Source organism: Athalassotoga saccharophila (assembly GCF_009936215.1).
GTDB classification, from domain to species: domain Bacteria; phylum Thermotogota; class Thermotogae; order Mesoaciditogales; family Mesoaciditogaceae; genus Athalassotoga; species Athalassotoga saccharophila.
Genome location: NZ_AP019551.1, coordinates 79,875 through 98,893, shown reverse-complemented (window position 1 = coordinate 98,893; position 19,019 = coordinate 79,875). Strand labels below are relative to the sequence as shown.

The 19,019-nt window shown below is 43.1% G+C and carries 34 protein-coding genes; all 34 read left to right on the top strand.

Annotation, left to right across the window (positions count from 1 at the left end):
- Window positions 1–36: 36 nt before the first annotated feature.
- From rpsL to ATHSA_RS00355, 34 genes are read left to right on the top strand one after another with little or no spacing between them, the layout of a single operon-like run.
- On the top strand, window positions 37–420 hold the full coding sequence (gene rpsL / locus ATHSA_RS00515; RefSeq protein ID WP_161847245.1) for a 30S ribosomal protein S12: 384 nt from the start codon (window positions 37–39) through the stop codon (window positions 418–420).
- Between the two features lie 16 nt (window positions 421–436).
- A complete protein-coding gene (gene rpsG, locus ATHSA_RS00510; RefSeq protein WP_161847244.1) occupies window positions 437–904 on the top strand; it encodes a 30S ribosomal protein S7 in 468 nt (155 codons plus the stop codon).
- 11 nt (window positions 905–915) lie between these two features.
- Window positions 916–2,985: an elongation factor G gene (fusA, locus tag ATHSA_RS00505; RefSeq protein ID WP_161847243.1), complete on the top strand. Its 2,070-nt coding sequence runs from the start codon at window positions 916–918 to the stop codon at window positions 2,983–2,985.
- 22 nt (window positions 2,986–3,007) lie between these two features.
- Entirely contained in the window at window positions 3,008–4,204 is a 1,197-nt protein-coding gene (gene tuf, locus ATHSA_RS00500; protein WP_161847242.1) for an elongation factor Tu, read from the top strand.
- Between the two features lie 48 nt (window positions 4,205–4,252).
- Window positions 4,253–4,561, top strand: a complete 309-nt coding sequence (rpsJ, locus tag ATHSA_RS00495) for a 30S ribosomal protein S10 (protein WP_161847241.1) — start codon at window positions 4,253–4,255, stop codon at window positions 4,559–4,561.
- Between the two features lie 19 nt (window positions 4,562–4,580).
- Window positions 4,581–5,210 carry a 50S ribosomal protein L3 gene (rplC, locus tag ATHSA_RS00490; protein ID WP_161847240.1) on the top strand — a complete coding sequence of 210 codons (630 nt, stop codon included), beginning with the start codon at window positions 4,581–4,583 and terminating at the stop codon, window positions 5,208–5,210.
- Window positions 5,211–5,212: 2 nt separating this feature from the next.
- Window positions 5,213–5,887, top strand: coding sequence for a 50S ribosomal protein L4 (gene rplD / locus ATHSA_RS00485; RefSeq protein WP_161847239.1), 675 nt, complete (start codon window positions 5,213–5,215; stop codon window positions 5,885–5,887).
- Window positions 5,874–6,176: a 50S ribosomal protein L23 gene (gene rplW / locus ATHSA_RS00480; RefSeq protein ID WP_161847238.1), complete on the top strand. Its 303-nt coding sequence runs from the start codon at window positions 5,874–5,876 to the stop codon at window positions 6,174–6,176. Before rplD ends, rplW begins: the two co-directional genes overlap by 14 nt.
- A 23-nt stretch (window positions 6,177–6,199) precedes the next feature.
- Window positions 6,200–7,039 (top strand): 50S ribosomal protein L2, encoded by an 840-nt coding sequence (gene rplB / locus ATHSA_RS00475; RefSeq protein WP_161847237.1) that lies wholly within the window; start codon window positions 6,200–6,202, stop codon window positions 7,037–7,039.
- Window positions 7,040–7,057: 18 nt separating this feature from the next.
- Window positions 7,058–7,345 (top strand): 30S ribosomal protein S19, encoded by a 288-nt coding sequence (gene rpsS / locus ATHSA_RS00470; protein ID WP_161847236.1) that lies wholly within the window; start codon window positions 7,058–7,060, stop codon window positions 7,343–7,345.
- A complete protein-coding gene (gene rplV, locus ATHSA_RS00465) occupies window positions 7,342–7,824 on the top strand; it encodes a 50S ribosomal protein L22 (protein ID WP_408626204.1) in 483 nt (160 codons plus the stop codon). Before rpsS ends, rplV begins: the two co-directional genes overlap by 4 nt.
- A 1-nt stretch (window position 7,825) precedes the next feature.
- On the top strand, window positions 7,826–8,470 hold the full coding sequence (rpsC, locus tag ATHSA_RS00460; protein ID WP_161847235.1) for a 30S ribosomal protein S3: 645 nt from the start codon (window positions 7,826–7,828) through the stop codon (window positions 8,468–8,470).
- Between the two features lie 25 nt (window positions 8,471–8,495).
- Window positions 8,496–8,924, top strand: a complete 429-nt coding sequence (rplP, locus tag ATHSA_RS00455) for a 50S ribosomal protein L16 (RefSeq protein WP_161847234.1) — start codon at window positions 8,496–8,498, stop codon at window positions 8,922–8,924.
- Window positions 8,921–9,151 carry a 50S ribosomal protein L29 gene (gene rpmC, locus ATHSA_RS00450; RefSeq protein WP_161847233.1) on the top strand — a complete coding sequence of 77 codons (231 nt, stop codon included), beginning with the start codon at window positions 8,921–8,923 and terminating at the stop codon, window positions 9,149–9,151. Before rplP ends, rpmC begins: the two co-directional genes overlap by 4 nt.
- Window positions 9,148–9,438: a 30S ribosomal protein S17 gene (gene rpsQ, locus ATHSA_RS00445; RefSeq protein ID WP_161847232.1), complete on the top strand. Its 291-nt coding sequence runs from the start codon at window positions 9,148–9,150 to the stop codon at window positions 9,436–9,438. Before rpmC ends, rpsQ begins: the two co-directional genes overlap by 4 nt.
- On the top strand, window positions 9,435–9,803 hold the full coding sequence (gene rplN, locus ATHSA_RS00440; RefSeq protein WP_161847231.1) for a 50S ribosomal protein L14: 369 nt from the start codon (window positions 9,435–9,437) through the stop codon (window positions 9,801–9,803). The genes rpsQ and rplN overlap by 4 nt, the downstream gene beginning before the upstream one ends.
- Before the next feature lie 9 nt (window positions 9,804–9,812).
- Window positions 9,813–10,145 carry a 50S ribosomal protein L24 gene (rplX, locus tag ATHSA_RS00435; RefSeq protein WP_161847230.1) on the top strand — a complete coding sequence of 111 codons (333 nt, stop codon included), beginning with the start codon at window positions 9,813–9,815 and terminating at the stop codon, window positions 10,143–10,145.
- An 18-nt stretch (window positions 10,146–10,163) separates the two neighbouring features.
- Complete coding sequence (rplE, locus tag ATHSA_RS00430; RefSeq protein ID WP_161847229.1) at window positions 10,164–10,709, top strand: 50S ribosomal protein L5; 546 nt, start codon at window positions 10,164–10,166, stop codon at window positions 10,707–10,709.
- Window positions 10,710–10,722: 13 nt separating this feature from the next.
- Window positions 10,723–10,908 (top strand): type Z 30S ribosomal protein S14, encoded by a 186-nt coding sequence (locus ATHSA_RS00425; protein WP_161847228.1) that lies wholly within the window; start codon window positions 10,723–10,725, stop codon window positions 10,906–10,908.
- 12 nt (window positions 10,909–10,920) lie between these two features.
- On the top strand, window positions 10,921–11,334 hold the full coding sequence (gene rpsH, locus ATHSA_RS00420) for a 30S ribosomal protein S8 (RefSeq protein WP_161847227.1): 414 nt from the start codon (window positions 10,921–10,923) through the stop codon (window positions 11,332–11,334).
- Window positions 11,335–11,347: 13 nt separating this feature from the next.
- Entirely contained in the window at window positions 11,348–11,902 is a 555-nt protein-coding gene (gene rplF / locus ATHSA_RS00415; protein ID WP_161847226.1) for a 50S ribosomal protein L6, read from the top strand.
- Window positions 11,903–11,914: 12 nt separating this feature from the next.
- On the top strand, window positions 11,915–12,286 hold the full coding sequence (rplR, locus tag ATHSA_RS00410) for a 50S ribosomal protein L18 (RefSeq protein ID WP_161847225.1): 372 nt from the start codon (window positions 11,915–11,917) through the stop codon (window positions 12,284–12,286).
- Window positions 12,287–12,297: 11 nt separating this feature from the next.
- The gene (gene rpsE / locus ATHSA_RS00405) at window positions 12,298–12,873 is read left to right on the top strand and encodes a 30S ribosomal protein S5 (protein ID WP_161847224.1); all 576 of its coding nucleotides are present in this window, start codon (window positions 12,298–12,300) and stop codon (window positions 12,871–12,873) included.
- Window positions 12,870–13,049: a 50S ribosomal protein L30 gene (gene rpmD / locus ATHSA_RS00400; protein WP_161847223.1), complete on the top strand. Its 180-nt coding sequence runs from the start codon at window positions 12,870–12,872 to the stop codon at window positions 13,047–13,049. The genes rpsE and rpmD overlap by 4 nt, the downstream gene beginning before the upstream one ends.
- Window positions 13,050–13,061: 12 nt before the next feature.
- A complete protein-coding gene (gene rplO, locus ATHSA_RS00395) occupies window positions 13,062–13,502 on the top strand; it encodes a 50S ribosomal protein L15 (RefSeq protein WP_161847222.1) in 441 nt (146 codons plus the stop codon).
- Entirely contained in the window at window positions 13,503–14,792 is a 1,290-nt protein-coding gene (secY, locus tag ATHSA_RS00390) for a preprotein translocase subunit SecY (RefSeq protein WP_161847221.1), read from the top strand. It begins immediately after the preceding gene.
- The gene (locus tag ATHSA_RS00385; RefSeq protein ID WP_161847220.1) at window positions 14,789–15,439 is read left to right on the top strand and encodes an adenylate kinase; all 651 of its coding nucleotides are present in this window, start codon (window positions 14,789–14,791) and stop codon (window positions 15,437–15,439) included. Before secY ends, ATHSA_RS00385 begins: the two co-directional genes overlap by 4 nt.
- Window positions 15,439–16,203 carry a type I methionyl aminopeptidase gene (gene map / locus ATHSA_RS00380; RefSeq protein ID WP_161847219.1) on the top strand — a complete coding sequence of 255 codons (765 nt, stop codon included), beginning with the start codon at window positions 15,439–15,441 and terminating at the stop codon, window positions 16,201–16,203. The genes ATHSA_RS00385 and map overlap by 1 nt, the downstream gene beginning before the upstream one ends.
- The gene (infA, locus tag ATHSA_RS10095; protein WP_170288386.1) at window positions 16,196–16,417 is read left to right on the top strand and encodes a translation initiation factor IF-1; all 222 of its coding nucleotides are present in this window, start codon (window positions 16,196–16,198) and stop codon (window positions 16,415–16,417) included. Before map ends, infA begins: the two co-directional genes overlap by 8 nt.
- A gap of 15 nt (window positions 16,418–16,432) precedes the next feature.
- Window positions 16,433–16,549 carry a 50S ribosomal protein L36 gene (rpmJ, locus tag ATHSA_RS10090; RefSeq protein WP_170288385.1) on the top strand — a complete coding sequence of 39 codons (117 nt, stop codon included), beginning with the start codon at window positions 16,433–16,435 and terminating at the stop codon, window positions 16,547–16,549.
- 18 nt (window positions 16,550–16,567) lie between these two features.
- Window positions 16,568–16,936, top strand: a complete 369-nt coding sequence (gene rpsM / locus ATHSA_RS00370; protein ID WP_161847218.1) for a 30S ribosomal protein S13 — start codon at window positions 16,568–16,570, stop codon at window positions 16,934–16,936.
- 16 nt (window positions 16,937–16,952) lie between these two features.
- Window positions 16,953–17,342: a 30S ribosomal protein S11 gene (gene rpsK, locus ATHSA_RS00365; protein ID WP_161847217.1), complete on the top strand. Its 390-nt coding sequence runs from the start codon at window positions 16,953–16,955 to the stop codon at window positions 17,340–17,342.
- 14 nt (window positions 17,343–17,356) lie between these two features.
- Window positions 17,357–17,983 (top strand): 30S ribosomal protein S4, encoded by a 627-nt coding sequence (gene rpsD, locus ATHSA_RS00360; RefSeq protein ID WP_161847216.1) that lies wholly within the window; start codon window positions 17,357–17,359, stop codon window positions 17,981–17,983.
- 21 nt (window positions 17,984–18,004) lie between these two features.
- Window positions 18,005–19,006, top strand: coding sequence for a DNA-directed RNA polymerase subunit alpha (locus ATHSA_RS00355; RefSeq protein ID WP_161847215.1), 1,002 nt, complete (start codon window positions 18,005–18,007; stop codon window positions 19,004–19,006).
- The last annotated feature ends 13 nt before the right edge of the window (window positions 19,007–19,019 follow it).

Below are 19,019 nucleotides of genomic sequence, written 5' to 3'. Positions count from 1 at the left end.
AATAAAATTTAATTGAAGGAGGCAAAGAGTCATCAAATGCCTACGATTAATCAGTTGATTAGAAAAGGAAGAGAGAGATTAAAGAGCAAAAGTAAATCACCAGCGCTTGGCGGGAATCCTCAGAAAAGAGGAGTTTGTATTCGTGTTTCCACGATGACGCCGAAAAAACCAAATTCTGCTCTCAGAAAAATAGCAAGGGTAAGGTTAACCAACGGGGCAGAAGTAACTTCTTACATCCCGGGTGAAGGGCATAACCTTCAGGAACACTCCGTCGTGCTTGTAAGGGGAGGAAGGGTTAAGGACCTGCCTGGAATAAGATACAAGATAATAAGAGGCGCTTTGGATGCCCAAGGCGTTGAGAACAGGAAAAAGGCGAGAAGCCGTTACGGTGTCAAACGCCCGAAAAAGCAAACTGCTTGATCTTTGGAGGTAAACGATGAGAAGGAGAAGGGCTGAAGTAAGAAAGGTTTTACCCGATCCAGTTTATCACGATGAACTTGTAACAAGATTCATTAACAAGATAATGTGGGATGGGAAAAGAAGCGTTGCCCAGAAGAATTTCTATAACGCTCTTGAGATTGTAAGAGAAAAAAGTGGAAAAGAACCGTTAGAAGTTTTGAAAAAGGCCTTTGAGAACGTTGCACCGGTTCTTGAAGTAAAACCGAGAAGAGTCGGAGGAGCAACATATCAGGTTCCAGTCGAGGTGCAGGAACCGAGAAGGACTTCTCTTGCCGTAAGGTGGATAGTCGAGGCTGCAAGATCGAAAAAAGGAAGGCCTATAAGCGAGAAATTGGCTGAAGAAATTCTCAATGCTTATTCAAATACAGGAATTGCCGTCAAAAAACGTGAAGACGTTCAAAAGATGGCAGAAGCAAATAGAGCCTTTGCTCATTATAGATGGTGATGGTTTTAAAAATGCCTGAAAAAGTTTTACAACTTGAAAAATTAAGAAATATAGGGATAATGGCACACATAGATGCCGGAAAAACAACTACTACAGAAAGAATACTTTTTTATTCTGGCAAAAAGCATGCCATGGGAAATGTCGATGATGGGAATACCACGACGGACTGGATGGTCCAAGAAAGAGAACGTGGTATAACTATAACTTCGGCATCTATTTCATTCGACTGGAAGGGTCATCATTTTAACCTCATTGATACGCCCGGGCACGTGGACTTCACAATTGAGGTAGAACGGTCTTTGAGGGTGCTTGACGGTGCCATTGCCGTCTTTGACGCATCGGCTGGAGTTGAGCCTCAATCTGAAACGGTCTGGCGTCAGGCTTCAAAATACAAAGTCCCAAGAATTGCCTTTATGAACAAGATGGACAAGATTGGCGCCGATTTTGACATGGCCGTCAAATCCATGATCGACAAATTAGGTGCAAAACCTCTTGTCATTCAATATCCGATAGGATCGGAAAGTTCATTCGAAGGCGTTGTCGATATAATAAACATGAAGGCCATAAGATGGGTGGATGAACTTGGCACAAAGATGGAATATTCCGAAGTTCCTCCAAACCTTCTCGACAGGGTTGAAGAGTTAAGAGACGAACTTATGAACCAACTTGCAGACATAGATGATGAAATTCTTCAGATGTACCTTGATGGAGAGACTATACCTGTCGAAAAGATAAAGGCCGTTATAAGAAAAGGCACGATAGAAACTAAGTTCTTTCCGGTGCTTTGCGGATCTTCTTTCAGAAATAAAGGCGTTCAACCTTTAATAGACGCCGCGATGGATTACCTTCCGTCTCCCCTTGACCTTCCCCCTGTTTCTGGAAAGGACCTCGACGGAAATGATGTCGTAAGATTCCCATCTCCGGACGAACCTTTTACAGCGCTTGCGTTCAAGATACTCTCCGATCCGTACGTTGGGAAACTCACTTATTTGAGGATATACTCGGGAGTGCTCGAGAAGGGAAGTTACGTTTACAACTCCACCAAAAGAACGAAAGAGAGGATATCGAGGCTTCTTCAAATGTTCGCGGACAAAAGAGAAGATCTCGATTACGCAGGCCCTGGTGATATAGTTGCATGTATAGGTCTTAGGGTCACGACTACCGGCCATACGCTTTGCGATGAGGCACATCCTATAGTTTTGGAATCTCTCGATGTTCCGGATCCGGTTATATCCATAGCGGTTGAGCCTCAGAGCAAGGATGATGAGCAAAAATTGAAGGATGCCCTTGCGAGGTTAATGGATGAAGACCCGACATTCAGAGTTTCAGTCGATCAGGAAAGTGGAGAGACAATTCTTGCAGGAATGGGAGAACTCCACCTTGAAATAATAATAGACAGATTGTTGCGTGAATTCAACGTTAAGACCCAGATTGGAAAGCCACAGGTTGCCTACCGTGAGACGATCTCTGTCCCCGTAGACGCCGAAGGAAAGTACATAAGGCAGAGCGGTGGAAGAGGTCAGTACGGTCACGTGAGAATAAAGTTCGAGCCTCTTGAAAGAGGAAAGGGATTCGTTTTTGAAAATAAAATAGTTGGTGGTATAATTCCGAAGGAATACATTCCCGCGGTTGAAGAAGGCGTCAAAGAAGCACTTTCTTCGGGTAGTTTGGGAGGATATCCGGTTGTTGATATAAAGGCCTCGCTATACGATGGATCCTATCACGAGGTAGATTCATCCGAAATAGCCTTTAAGATAGCCGGTTCTCTTGCTACAAAAGAGGCCCTGGCCAAGGGAAAACCAAAATTGATGGAACCGATAATGGAACTCGAAATAACAACTCCTACCGAATATATGGGAGATGTTGTTGCGGATCTTAATTCAAAAAGAGCGCAGATAACAGGATTTGACACGAGAGGTAATGCGAGAATAATAAAAGCGCTTGTCCCTCTTGGAGAACTTTTTGGTTATGCAACGGTTTTGAGATCTTTAAGCCAGGGAAGGGCTGTTTACACTATGAAATTTTCTCATTACGCTGAAGTTCCTCAAAATTTTGTCGATAAGATAATAAAAGTTAAATAATTTTCAAGGAGGTAGAATTTAAATGGCAAAGGAGAAATTTGTAAGAAACAAACCACATCTTAACATCGGAACGATAGGACATATAGATCATGGTAAGACAACTCTCACAGCGGCGATAACCAAAGTTCTTTCCATGAAGGGAGAAGCGGAATTCGTTCCATTCGATCAGATCGATAAGGCTCCAGAAGAGAAGGCAAGGGGTATAACGATTAACGTTTCTCACGTTGAGTATGAAACGGACAAAAGGCATTACGCCCATATTGACTGCCCGGGCCATGCTGACTACATAAAGAACATGATAACTGGAGCGGCCCAGATGGATGGTGCCATCCTTGTCGTTTCTGCAGTCGATGGTCCAATGCCACAAACGAGAGAACACATATTGCTTGCCAGACAGGTCAACGTTCCGGCGATGATCGTGTTTTTAAATAAAGTCGATGCCGTCGATGATCCAGAACTCGTTGATCTCGTAGAGATGGAAGTAAGAGAGTTACTCACGAAATACCAGTATCCGGGCGATGAGATTCCGGTTATACGCGGAAGCGCTTTAAAAGCACTTGAAGCGACAAGTCTCGATGATCCTTGGGCTCAAAAGATCCTTGATCTTATGAACGCGGCTGATACCTACATACCAGAACCGAAGAGAGAGGTCGACAAACCATTCCTTATGCCGGTTGAGGATATCTTTACTATAACCGGACGAGGAACAGTTGTCACGGGAAGAGTTGAACGTGGAAAGATACACGTCAACGATGAAGTCGAACTCGTAGGTTTAAGACCGACTCAAAAGACAGTTGTAACCGGTGTTGAAATGTTTAGAAAATTGTTGGATGAAGGTATAGCCGGCGATAACATCGGATGTCTTTTGAGAGGAATCAAAAAAGAAGAGGTTGAAAGGGGACAGGTGCTTGCCAAACCCGGTACGATAACACCTCACACAAAGTTCGAAGCGAACGTTTACGTTCTTAAAAAGGAAGAGGGAGGACGCCACACTGCTTTTGTTCCGGGATATAGACCTCAATTCTTTATAAGAACTGCGGATGTCACCGGAACGATAGTCAAATTGCCAGAAGGCGTCGAAATGGTCATGCCTGGAGACAACACGGTCATGACAGTTGAACTTATAAAACCAGTCGCGCTCGAGGAAAGTATGAGATTTGCCATTCGTGAAGGTGGAAAAACAGTTGGCGCTGGCGTTGTTTCCAAGATACTTGAGTGATTCTGGAGGGGATAAATCCCCTCTGGATTTTGAAGGAGGTTTTTTCGGATGGCAAAGTCGAAAATAAGAATAAAATTGAAAGCGTATGATTACGAACTTTTAGATCAATCGGCCAGAAAGATCGTCGAAACTGTGAAAAAAACAAGCGCTAAAGTTTCAGGACCTATACCGCTTCCGACCGAAAGAACAGTCTATTGCGTTTTGAGGTCTCCACACACGGACAAAGACTCAAGAGAGCAGTTCGAAAAGGTCGTTCACAAAAGACTCATAGACATATTGGAAGTTCAGCCTCAGACAGTTGAGTCTCTGATGAAGATGGATCTTCCGGCCGGTGTGGAAGTAGAATTGAAACTGTGAAGCGGCTGGAGGTGTCTTGATGAAGGCTTTACTCGGTAAAAAAATAGGTATGACTACAATATTCAAAGATGGCCAGGCCATTCCCGTAACGGTCTTAAAGGCCGGTCCGTGCGTTGTAGTTCAGAAGAAAACTGTTGAAAATGACGGATACAATTCAGTTCAGATAGGTTTTGAAACTATTCCCGAAAAAAAGGCTTCAAAGCCAATGATGGGTCATTTTAAAAAGGCAAATGTACCTCCCATGAGGCATCTTGCCGAAATCAGAACTGAAGATATCGAAAGTTATCAAATCGGTCAGAGTTTAGATGCATCTATCTTCGCAGAAGGAGATCATGTCGATATTTCCGGTAGAACAAAGGGAAAAGGTTTTCAGGGCGCAGTCAAAAGGTGGAATTTTGGCGGTCATGATAAAACACACGGAACGAAATTTCCCAAACATGGATCCACAGGAATGCACACTGAACCTGCAAAAGTTTTGAAAGGAACCCATATGGCCGGACACATGGGAGATGTAAACAGAACGATAAAGAATCTTCAAATTGTCAGAATAGACAAAGACAACTCAACTATAGCGATAAAGGGATCAATCCCTGGCGCTCGTGGTTCTGTTGTCTACATACGTTCTGCCAAAAATTGGAAGGTGAAATGATCATGGCAGAAGTTAAGGTTTTGAACTTGGAAGGGAAAGAAGTTGGAACGATTTCTTTGAAGCCAGAGATATTCGAAATAGAGCCAAATAAAGATCTGCTTTTTAGGTATATCCATAAACAACTTGCAGATAGAAGATCTGGAACTGCTTCGACCAAACTCAGAGGAGAGGTCTCGGGTGGTGGAAGAAAGCCATGGGCTCAAAAGCACACTGGCCGCGCGAGAGCAGGTTCGATAAGATCGCCTCTTTGGAGACATGGTGCCGTCGTCTTTGGACCCCGTCCGAGAGACTGGTCGGAAGGATTAAACAAAAAGATGAAAGCCGGAGCGATAAGATCGGCTTTATCCGCAAAATTCAAGGATGGTAAATTACTCGTTGTCGATAAATTCGAGATGGATGCTCCAAAGTCGAAAGAATTCGTTAGCGCTTTGAGAAGGATCGTTCCATCTTCAAATGCCGTTATAGTCTTGGACACGAAAAATGATAAGCAGATCAACGTGAAACTTTCTTCGAGAAATCTGAAGGATGCGAAAGTTATAATTGCGGATAATCCCGGCAAAAACACGACCAACGTAGATGGATTGAACGTTTACGATTTGATAAAATTCGACTGGGTTGTCCTTACAAGGCGCACCGTCGAAAAGATATCGGAGGTGTATGGAAATGCCGTTAGGTGATATAACACCTCATGATGTGCTTATCAGGCCGTTGATAACTGAAAAAGCGTTGTCCGGTGTAAAGAATGCGACTTATTCTTTTGAAGTTGATTTGAGGGCCAATAAGCATACTGTCAGAAATGCCGTTGAAAGGCTTTACAACGTTCAGGTTGCCGATGTCAGGATAATGAATGTCAAGGGAAAGCCGAAAAGATATGGCAGATCCGAAGGATATTCGAGATCCTATAAAAAGGCAATCGTCCAGTTAAAAGAAGGATTCAAGATCCAGGAACTTGAGGGTCTAATCTGATCAACTGAAAGGAGCAATTTGATATGGGACTTAAAAGTTTTAGACCTACCTCTCCTGGAGTCAGGCACATGATAAGATCTGATTTCTCCGAGATAACAAAGGAAAAGCCGGAGAAATCTTTGACGGTTGGTAAAAAGTCTACGGCCGGAAGGAATTCCTACGGTAGAATAACAACCCGTCATCATGGGAGCGGAAACAAAAACAAATACAGAATCATAGACTTCAGAAGAGATAAAATAGGAATACCGGCGAAGGTCTTTTCGATCGAATACGATCCGAATAGAAGCGCGAGAATAGCACTTCTTCATTACGTTGATGGAGAAAAAAGGTATATAATAGCCCCGCAGGGATTAAACGTTGGAGACACTGTGGTATCCGGCCCTGATGCAGATATAAAGCCGGGAAATGCGCTACCGTTATCGAAGATCCCGGTTGGAACCTTTGTCCATAACATAGAATTTGTCCCGGGCGCTGGTGGTAAAATAGCGAGAAGTGCAGGAAACTCCGCTCAACTTATGGCAAGGGAATCTGGGTACGCGCTTTTGAGGATGCCCTCTGGAGAATTGAGAAGGGTTAGAGAGACCTGCATGGCCACAATAGGAATCGTCGGAAATGAGCAACACATGAATGAGTCTTCTGGTAAGGCTGGTAGAAGCAGATGGATGGGAATAAGGCCTACCGTAAGAGGTATGACTATGAATGCCGTCGATCACCCAATGGGTGGTGGAGAAGGAAGAACAAAGGGTGGAAATATCCCGCAAAGTCCATGGGGCACACCGGCCAAAGGGTACAAAACCCGCCGTGGCAAGAGAAGATCTGACAGATTCATAGTAAGAAGAAGAAATGATGTCAAGGCGCAGTAGCGAAAGGAGGAAGATTGAGTGAGTCGTTCAACTAAAAAAGGCCCATTTGTAGATGCGAAACTCATGAAAAAAATACAGAGTCTAAATGAAGCCGGCCAGAAACGCGTCATAAAGACATGGTCGAGGGCTTCGATGATATTGCCAGACATGATAGGACATACCATAGCAGTTCACAATGGAAGAAAACATATACCTGTTTACATAACCGAAGCAATGGTGGGACATAGATTGGGTGAATTTTCTCCGACAAGACGTTTTGGAGGTCACACGGAGAAGAAGGCTATAAAGGGAGAAGTTAAGAAATGACAGAGGTGAAATCGATGGCCGAAGATAAAAAAAGAGTTAAGAGATCTGTTTTCCACAGAGAAAGAAAAGCATCTGCTCCCGAGCCAATAGAAGCCATTGCTCGCGGAAGATACCTTAGAATAAGTCCGTACAAGGTGAGATCCATATTGAACACCATACGAGGTAAGAATGTAAGCCAGGCATTGCAAATACTTGAGTTTGCCAATACAAAAAGCGCAAAACTTGTCCAAAAAATTCTCAACAGTGCCATAGCGAATGCCCAAAATAATTTCAAACTTGACGTTGACTCGCTCTACGTTGCAAGATGCATGGCTGATGATGCTCCGAGATTGAAAAGACTAAATCCGATGGCAAGAGGACGCGCTTCGATGATGCTCAAAAGGCTTTCTCACATAACGATTGTGGTAAGAGATAGATCAAAAGAAGCGGAATTGAAATCACCTAAAGTTCAACCTGCGACTGAGAGCGAGGTGCAATGATATGGGTCAGAAAACACATCCAATAGGTTTTAGGCTTGGGATTTCTCACGATTGGCAGGCAAAATGGTTTAGCGAAAAACATTACTCTGAATATTTACTCGAAGACGAGGCAATAAGAAAAAAGGTAAAGAAAGAATATTACCATGCCGGCATATCGAAGATAAAAATAGAAAGGTCCGGAAACAGGGTAAATGTGATAATAGTAACGGGTAGACCGGGCATACTTATCGGAAAGAAAGGCGCCGAAATAAACAACATAAAAAATCTCGTTAAATCAGTTGTCTCTCCAGAAAGAGAGGTTTCAATAAGTATTGAAGAAGTTAAAACGCCCGAGTTAGATGCACAATTAACAGCGGAATTCATTGCCGGTAGAATTGAGAAGAGGGCTTCTTACAAAAGAACGATGAAAAGAAGCATTCAATTTGCCCTTAAAAAGGGAGCCCTTGGTGTTAAGACGATGGTTGGTGGAAGAATAAACGGTGCTGAAATAGCCAGAAGCGAATGGTACAGGGAGGGAAGAGTTCCTCTCCAAACTTTGAGGGCACATGTGGATTACGGATTTGCGATAGCCAAGACGAAATACGGAGTGCTCGGAGTCAAGGTTTGGATATTTACCAAAGAAAATTCGCCGGTGAAATCAGCCTGATTCGTTGATAAGGAGGTTTGCAAAGATGCTTATCCCTAAAAGGGTTAAATATAGAAAACAGCAGCGCGGAAGAATGAGAGGCTTTGCCAAAGGTGGCACGGAGATAAATTTTGGAGAATGGGGTCTAAAAGCACTTGAGCCTGCATGGATAACGAACAAACAAATAGAAGCGTGCCGTGTTGCTATAATGAGAAGCCTTAAAAAATCTGGCATGCTGTGGATAAAGATCTTCCCAGATAAACCTGTCTCCGTTCATCCTGCCGAAAGCAGAATGGGACGCGGAAAGGGAAACCCGGAAAAATGGGTATGTGTTGTTAAACCGGGAAAGATCATGTTTGAAATAGGAGGAGTCAACAAAGAGGTTGCCGAAGAAGCCTTAAGGTTAGCATCTTCAAAGTTGCCCATAAAGACGAAGATCGTCCAGAGGACTTCCTTTGGAGGTGAATCGCTATGAAGGCTAAGGATTTAAGAGAAATGACCATAGACGAATTAACGGCTCTTGAAAAGGATCAGAAAGAGAAACTTTACAAATTGAGGTTTCAACTCGAACTTTCCCAACTTCAAGATACGTCGCAAATAAAACAAACAAAAAGAGATATAGCAAGAATAAAAACGCTTATAAGAGAAAGAGAACTCGGTTTGACTCCCGTTAATTCGAATAAGAAGGGGAACCAGAAATGAAAAAACATCTAATCGGTGAAGTTGTAAGTAACAAAATGCAAAAAACCGTGGTTGTACTTGTAAAAGAGACCGGAAGGGATCCGAGATTCGGAAAAACCATTGTCAAGACATCAAAATACAAGGCTCATGATGAGAATAACGAATGTAATATAGGAGACGTAGTAGAGATAGAAGAAACGAGACCTCTTAGCAAAGAAAAGAACTGGAAGGTCATCTCAATAGTCAAGAAAAATACTCTAAAGGTTGAAGAGACACAGATAAGCAAGGAAGAAGGTGTTTCCCAGTGATTCAGCAAGAGAGCATATTGAACATCGCAGACAATTCTGGTGCAAGAAAAATCCTTGTCATAAGAGTACTTGGTGGTCCTAACAGAAAAAGAGGTACTGTTGGAGATGTCGTCATAGGGACTGTTAAAGAGGCCGTTCCACACACCGACATAAAGAAAAGCGAAATAGTAAGGGCCGTCATAGTGAGGACAAGAAAAGAAATAAGAAGGCCGGACGGATCATTCATAAGATTCGATGACAACGCCGCAGTTTTGATAGATAAGGAAAATGAACCACGGGGAACAAGAATCTTTGGTCCTGTGGCCAGAGAATTAAGGGAAAAAGGGTATATGAAGATCGTATCCCTTGCTCCCGAAGTGTTGTGAGGTGGAAATATGAAAAGACACACTCTGAATATACGAAAAGATGACACCGTTGTGGTCTTGAGCGGCGAAGATAAGGGAAAAAGAGGAAAAGTTATAAAGGTACTTCCTGATCAGGGGAAGGTCATAGTTCAGGGAGTCCATATGATAAAGAAACACCAAAGGCCTACCGCATCAGTTAGAGAGGGAGGAATCGTTGAAAGAGAAGCCCCTATCTATGAATCCAAATTGATGGTAGTTTGCCCTAACTGTGGTTCTCCCACACGCATCTCACACAAGAAGACCGAAGATGGAATGAACATAAGAATCTGCAAAAAGTGTGGAGAAAGCATCGATAAGATCTGATGCGAGAGGAGGAATAAAATGTCTGTTGCTTTGAAAGAGATATATGAAAAAGAGGTTGTACCCTTTTTCATGAAAGAACTTGGATACAAGAACAAACTCGCAGTTCCGAGAGTAAGCAAAGTTGTATTGAATATGGGTATCGGCGAGGGATCGCGAAATCAGGCAATAATCGATAAACATCTTCAGGAACTCACGAATATCGCCGGACAGAAAGCAGTCGTCACAAAGGCAAAGAAAAGCGTTTCCAACTTCAAGATAAGACAGGGTATGCCCGTCGGAATAAAGGTTACCCTAAGAGGAGAGAGAATGTACAACTTTCTCTACAAATTTTTCAACATCGCGATGCCAAAGATCCGTGACTTCAAAGGGGTCAATCCGAACTCCTTCGATGGAAGGGGAAACTTCTCGATGGGCTTGTCAGAGCAGACTATCTTTCCCGAAATAACAGGTGAAATTTCGAGAATTCAGGGAATGGACGTAATTATAGTTACGACGGCAAAAACAGATCGAGAAGCGAGATATCTTTTGGAAAAACTTGGCATGCCGTTTAGCAAGAATTCTTAAGGAGAGTGATGAAATGGCCCGCAAAGCGCTTATAAATAAAGCAAACGCAAAGCCTAAGTACAAGACTCGCCAGTACACGAGATGCAAGATATGTGGAAGGCCCCATTCTGTCTCGAGAGAATTGGGCATTTGCAGGCTTTGCTTCAGGAAATTAGCCTTAGAGGGAAAACTTCCTGGAATTAAAAAAGCCAGTTGGTAAGGATGTGATAAGATGTATACAGATACTATAGCCGATATGCTTACAAGAATAAGAAATGCGAATATGGTCTACAAAGAGGTTGTAGATGTGCCGGCCTCTAATATAAAAAAGGCCATACTCGACATTCTTAAAAGAGAAGGCTTCATAAAAGATTACAAATACATAGAGGATGGCAAACAGGGCGTATTGAGAATCTTCATGAAATATTCCGGCCAAAAAAGAACGAAGATAAGGACGATAAACTCGATAGTGAGAGTTTCTCACGCCGGAAGAAGGATATACGTCTCAAAGGACAAATTGCCAGTGGTCAACAGTGGCCTTGGAATAGCGATAATCTCCACTTCTAATCCGGAAAAGCCCATTATCACAGACAAAGAAGCGCGCGCTCTCGGAATAGGTGGAGAAGTCATAGCTTACGTATGGTAAGCGGAGGTGTGAAATGTCGAGACTTATAAGAAAACCTATAGAAATTCCAAAAGGTGTCGAGGTAAAGATAGATCCAAATACCATAACCGTTAAGGGACCTCTCGGCCAACTTTCCATGAATTATCTTTTCGTTGATTTCAAAATAGACGGAAACAAAATATGGGTTTCACAAAAGGAAAACCTTGATCTGCCCCCAAGGGTCATGAAGAAGAACAGGGCCATAATTGGAACGAGATGGGCACTTCTTAAAAACATGATCGAGGGAGTAACCAAGGGATTCCAAAAAGAACTCGAAGTTGAAGGTGTTGGATACAGAGCCCAACTTCAGGGTAAGTCTTTGATCCTCAACCTTGGTTATATCCAGCCCGTTAAACTCGATCCCCCGAAGGGAATAACCATAGAAGTACCGAAGCCGAACCAGGTAATAGTCAAAGGAATAGACAAAGAATTGGTTGGTCAATTCGCGGCGAAGATAAGAAAGACGCGTGAGCCTATGGTCTTTGCGAAGGGTAAGGGTGTAAGATACGCCGGAGAAGCGATAAGGCTCAAAGAAGTAAAGAAAGTTTAAGGAGGTAATACTGTGATCCAGCCATTTGACAGAAAAGCAAAAAGAATAAAAAGACATCTTGCGATAAGAAGAAGAATTCATGGTACCCATGATGTTCCGAGACTTTCTGTTTTTGTAAGCGATAAGCATGCCTATGCCCAGATAATAGATGACGACAGCGCTAAAACGTTGGTTAGCGCTTCGACTCTGCAAAAGAGTTTGAGAGAAGCGCTTAAGAATAAAACATGGAATAAGGCAGCCGCGCGCCTTGTTGGGAAGGAAATAGGTGCCCGTGCGATCGAGGCCGGAATCAAAGAGGTTGTTTTTGACAGAAGCGGTTTTCGTTACCATGGAAGAATAAAGGAAATCGCCGACGGTGCTCGAGAGAGCGGATTGAAATTTTAAGGAGGTAAATGATGCCACGCGATCTTCAGAAAGACGATGAAGATAGAGAATTAAGAAGAAGGCCACTGGAAACAATTCAGGAGTCGGAGACGGAATTCGAAGAGAATGTCGTAGAGGTAAGAAGAGTTGCCAAAGTTGTGAAGGGTGGTAAAAATTTAAGTTTCAGGGCCATTGTGGTCGTCGGAAACAGGAATGGGAAGGTCGGTCTTGGCGTTGCGAGTGGCCGCGAAGTTGTCGATGCAATAAGAAAGGCTTCGAACCTTGCCAAGAGAAATATGATAGACGTAAACGTTGTGAATGACACCATTCCTCATGCCGTCGAGGTCAAATTCGATTCCGCAAGATTGCTTCTAAAGCCGGCCGCACCCGGAACCGGTATAATAGCGAGCAATACGGCAAGGCCTGCCTTGGAACTTGCGGGTATAAAGAATGTGCTTTGCAAATCTCTCGGATCCAATACGCCTCTTAGCATTTTGAGAGCCGTTTTTAAAGCCTTTGACGAGATAAAACCACCCGAATATTACGCCAAATTGCGCGGGATATCTTTAAGGCAATTGTTCCATGGCGAGGAGGTTACAAAACAATGAAGGTCAGAATAGAACTTGTTAAAAGTCCCATTGGCTACAAATACGATCAGCGCCAAACTGCCAAGGCTTTGGGACTTAGGAAGATGCATGATGTCGTTGTGGTAGAACAAACTCCTCAAATTCTTGGAATGGTAAGAAAGATTTCCCATCTTGTCAGGGTTGAACAAGTACAATAAGGAGGAATTCGAATGAAACTTGAAGATATAACTCCAACGCCGGGATCGAGAAGAAGATCGAAACTCCTCGGAAGAGGAAGAAGTTCAGGTCATGGAAAAACCTCCACCCGCGGTATGAATGGTCAGGGATCGAGAAAGAGCGGAAATGTGAGAACTGGATTTGAAGGTGGACAGACTCCACTTTACAGAAGATTACCTAAAGGTGGATTTAAAAACGTAAATCATAAAGAGTACGTGCCTGTCAATGTTGGGGATCTCAATGATTTTGAGAACAATACCCATGTTACCCTTGATCTTCTCATAAAAAGCGGCCTTGTAAGACAGATAAAGGATGGGGTGAAAATTCTCGGAAACGGAGAATTGAAAAAATCCTTAAAAGTAAGTGCGAATGCCTTTAGTGCTTCGGCAAAGGAGAAGATAGAATCTGCCGGCGGGCAAATAGAGGTGATATGAGTGTGGGAGGCAATTAGGAACTCATTCAAAATTCCCGAGTTAAGGAGCAGAATAATCTTTACTTTTTTGATGCTTGCCGTATTCAGGCTGGGTGTTTACATACCTGTACCCGGCATAAGCCTTGCAAGTTGGGCGAATTTTTTTAACGGCGTTTCCGCAGGAGCAGGTGGAGGATTTTTTACCTTACTTAACGCTTTTGCCGGCGGTGCGCTGAGCAATATGTCTATATTTGCAATGAGCGTCACTCCTTACATAAATGCCTCCATTATCCTTCAACTTTTGATGGCCGTTGTTCCGAGTTTGAAGGAACTCGCAAAAGAAGGAGAACAGGGAAGACAAAAGATAGAAAAGTATACCCGCGAACTCACACTTTTACTTGCCGCTGTCGAAGCAGTCGCTTTAACGATAGTCGTTGTCATGCCTCATGCGACTCCCGGGCTTAACAAAGTTGCGTTCATAATACTTTCTTCGATCTCCCTCATGGCAGGTAGCATGTTCTTACAGTGGATTGGCGAGATGATAACTGACAAGGGAATAGGAAATGGTATATCTATAATCATCTTCGCAGGAGTTGTCGCGACATATCCATTCTATCTTGGCCAGATGATCATTTCAAATCTTTCTATAACTTCGTGGGCTTTGTTCTTCCTCATTTTCGTCGTCACGATCTTCGGCCTTATATACATAATGCAGGGCGAAAGAAGAATAACAGTCCAGTACGCTAAAAAAGTAGTGGGAAGACGCATGTACGGTGGTCAATCGAGTTACATTCCAATGAAGGTAAACCAAGGTGGAGTTCTGCCTATAATCTTTGCCGTCGCTATATTGATGATTCCATCGATGATCGCTCAATTCACGCACAATTACACATTGCAAAGCATTTTCGGATTTAATTCGGTATTTTACATCGTAGTTTACGCTCTGCTCGTCTTCTTCTTTACATATTTCTACAGTGCAATAACCTTTGATGTTCACGATGTCTCGGACAACATAAAAGAATATGGAGGATTCATACCGGGTATCCGTCCGGGAGTTCCGACAGAGCAATATTTGGCAAAAGTTTTGAGCCGCATCACCTTTTTGGGTGCCATTGCTCTTGTCGTGATAGCGCTTTTACCGAACATTTCTGCTACAATAGTTGGAAGCAACTCCGGTCAAATAGTCGGTGGTGTGGGAATGATGATAGCGGTCGGTGTCGCACTTGACGTTGTCCAGCAGATGGAAGCCCATCTCATCATGCGCCATTATGAAGGATTCATAAAACGTGGCAAATTGAAGGGGAGAATATGAATATAATCTTCGTAGGTCCCCCCGGAGCCGGAAAGGGAACTCAGGCGCAGGTTATATCTAAAACTTTCAAAATTCCGCACATCTCTACCGGAGATATGTTAAGAAATGAGATGGAATCTGGAAGTGAACTTGGAAAAAAAGTCAGAGACATAATAAACTCGGGAAAACTCGTTGACGATGCCGTGATGAATCAAATAGTGAAAGAAAGGCTCTCAAAGCCAGACACAAAAAACGGGTTTATACTCGATGGATTTCCAAGGACTCTTAATCAGGCGAAGGCTCTCGATGAGATACTTTCTTCGATCGGAAAGAAACTCGATCATGTCATATACGTGGATGTTCCAGAGAAGGTCATCGTCGAGAGGTTATCGGCGAGGAGAATGTGCCCTAAGTGCGGCAGAAATTACAACATGATAACCGATCCACCGAAGGAAGATGAACTTTGCGATGATTGCCATGTTCCTTTGATAACGCGCGATGATGATAAACCGGAGACGGTAAGAAACAGATACAAAGTTTATCTCGAATTGACAAAGCCTGTCATAGATTACTATTCCGCGAAAAAACTTCTCTTTACCGTAGATGGGACATTACCGGTAAGGGAAGTAGAGGAAATTTTGATAAAGATGATCGAAGGCAAAAAATAATGGTAAAATTGAAATCGGAAGCAGAGATCGATGCAATGAGATATCCAAACAGAGTCGTTGGAGAGGTTCTTGAATACATCAAGGACTACATTAAAGATGGAGTTACTACCTACGATCTTGATAGAATAATAGAAGAGTTTTTTGAAAAGAAACATGTCATACCGGCCTTTAAAGGCTATCAAGGTTATCCGGCTGCCTCTTGCATAAGTCCGAATGAAGTTGTGGTCCATGGAATACCTTCCAAAAAGATCGTCTTAAAGAATGGAGACATAGTCTCGATAGACGTTGGAACGATTTACAATGGATGGTATGGTGATGGGGCAAGGACCTATGCGGTGGGTCAGATAGACGAAAAAAAGCAAAAATTAATAGACGTAACGCGTGATTCATTTTTTGCCGGAATAGGCCAGTTTAGAACTGGAAAGAAACTGGGAGATATATCCTATGCCATACAAACTCTTGTCGAATCTAACGGCTTTTCTGTCATAAGAGATTACGTTGGCCATGGCATAGGTCAGGCTCTTCACGAAGATCCTCAAGTTCCAAACTTTGGCAAACCGTCAAGGGGAATTCCTTTGATGGAAGGGTTAGTTCTTGCGATAGAGCCAATGGTGAGCATGGGAGATTGGAAGGTAAGAGTGCTCGAAGATGGGTGGGGAGTTGTTACCATCGATGGTCTTCCGAGCGCCCATTATGAGAACACGGTGGTTTTACATAAAGGGGAGGTTGAAATATTGACGATCCCGGAGGGAATTAATGCCTGAAGAAAAAGACATGATAAGAATAGAAGGGCGGGTTATAGATGCTCTGCCCAACACGACCTTTAAGGTGATGTTAGACAACGATCTTGAGATACTCGCACACATTTCCGGTAAGATGAGACAGAACTTCATAAAGATCGTACCAGGAGACAAAGTTGTAGTTGAGTTATCTCCTTACGATTTGAAAAAGGGAAGAATAGTTTACAGGAAAAAATAAAGGAGGTTCAAAAATATGAAAGTTCAAGCTTCGGTCAAGAAGCGCTGTGACGCTTGTAGAATTGTAAAAAGAAATGGTGTCGTGAGGGTTATTTGCTCCAAAAACCCCAAACACAATCAAAGACAGGGATAAGGAGGGGTCGAAGGATAAATGGCTCGTATTCTTGGTGTAGATTTACCGAATGAAAAGCACGCATTTATAGGACTGACCTATCTTTATGGCATAGGCCGAACGAGGGCTATAGAGATTTTGAACGCAACCGGCATACCTCTCAACAAAAAGATCAAAGATCTCACCGATGATGAGATAAGGAAGATCACCCAGTACATAAACGAACATTACAAGGTCGAGGGTGATCTAAAAATGGAAATTCAAAGAAACATAAAGCGCCTTATCGAGACGGGATCTTACAGAGGATTAAGGCACAGACTTGGCTTGCCCGTAAGAGGCCAAAGGACAAGGACCAACGCGCGAACGAGAAAAGGTCCTTCCCACGGCGTGGGCGCCAAAAAATCTTAAAGGAGAGATAAGATAAATGGCTGAAAAGAAGAAAAAGACATCTTCAAAAAGAAAAATACATTTTGATTACGGTGTTGCCCACGTGCTTTCGAGTTTCAACAACACCATAATAACCATAACTGACAAAGATGGCAACGTTGTAACATGGTCAAGCGGAGGAGACGTTGGATTTTCAGGATCGAGAAAATCAACGCCATTCGCGGCTCAAATGGCGGCCGACAAGGCGGCAAAGGAATCCATTAGCCTTGGAATAAAAAAGGTTGACGTACTCGTTAGCGGTCCAGGTCCCGGACGTGAATCGGCCGTAAGAGCGCTTCAGGCTGCCGGTCTCGACGTTCAGAGCATAAAAGATATAACTCCAATTCCACACAACGGTTGCCGCCCCAAAAAGAAGAGAAGAATGTAAGGAGGTTTGAATAAATGGCAAGGTATACAGACCCTGTCTGCAAATTGTGCAGGCGGGAGGGCAAAAAACTCTTTTTGAAAGGAGAAAAATGTTATTCTCCGAAATGCCCAGTTGAAAAGAGACCGTATGCTCCGGGCCAGCACGGAAAAGACAGACTTAAGATGACACAGTACGCAAGGCAATTAAGATCGAAACAAACGATGAAAAGAACCTATGGTGTGCTCGAGCGCCAGTTCAGAAGGTATTTTGCCGAAGCCGTCAAAACTAAAGGTGTTACTGGCACAATGCTCATAAGAAAGGTCGAATCAAGGCTCGACAACGTTGTCTTCAGACTTGGGTTCGCGATATCGAGATCTCACGCGCGCCAACTTGTCAACCATGGCCATATTTTGGTCAATGGAAGAAGAATTGATATACCCTCATACGAGTTAAGGCCCGGAGATGAAATAGAACTTCACGAAAAGATTAGAAGCAACACAGACGTCAAAAAGGCGATCGAATCAAGAACTTCAGGCAGCGTTTCCCCGTGGCTTGAAGTCAATTACGATCTGTTCAAAGGCAAGTTTGTGAGAATGCCCGATAGAGAAGAGTTAGAACTTCCTCTCGATGTTCAGGATATCGTCGAGTTGTATTCTAAGTGAAAAATCACGTGAGGTGGTTTAATGATAAATTACGTTAAACCTGAAAGGTTTACAGTTGAGGAGGAAAAAGAAGACGGTGGATACCTTTACGCGAAATATTCCATTTATCCTCTTGAACGCGGCTACGGCGTTATGATCGGTAATGCCCTAAGGCGCATACTTTTGTCTTCCATTCCGTCAATAGCGATCACGCGCGTCAAGATAAAGGATGTCTATCACGAATATGATGCCGTAAAAGGTGTTAAAGAAGATGTCCTCCAGATCCTCCTTAACGTTAAACAAATTCAGGTAAAAGAGAATGTTCCCGTTACCGAAGAGCCGGTCGTCATGACGCTTCAAAAGAAAGGTGCCGGTATTCTAAAGGCGAAAGACATAAAATGCCCCCTCGAGGTTAAGATAGCAAATCCAGATCTGAAGATAGCCACGTTGAATGAAGATGCGGACTTTTACATGGAACTCTTTGCCGAAAAAGGGAAGGGGTACCTCCCGGTCTCAGAGATGGAAATAGGAAATGACATTCAAATACTCCCGGTGGACGGAATCTTTACGCCCGTTGTCAGAGTTAACTTTAGAACGGAAGATTTCAGAGTTGGAAAGAAGATAGATTACGATAAACTCATACTCGAGATATGGACGAAAAAATCGGTCGAGCCAACAGTGGCATTAAGAGACGCGCTCAACATATTGATAGAGCATTTCGAATTTTTGAGATCCAACCTGCCCATCGACCAAAAAGAGAATCCTCCCGTCCTGGAGAAAAAAGAAGAGGAGAATAAAGTTAAAGAAGAATCAAAATCGCAAAGCGATGATGCGATGGCCATTTATGATAAAATGAAGATAGAAGATCTTGAACTTTCCGTAAGAGCACTTAATTCTTTGAAACGTGGTAAAATAGAGACGGTGGGAGAACTTTTGAGAAGAGATGAAAAATCCCTTCTGAAAATAAAGAACTTTGGAACAAAATCTCTCGAAGAGATAAACGAAAAACTTGGGAAACTCGGTCTTAAACTCAAAGCCGAATAAATGGAGGAATACT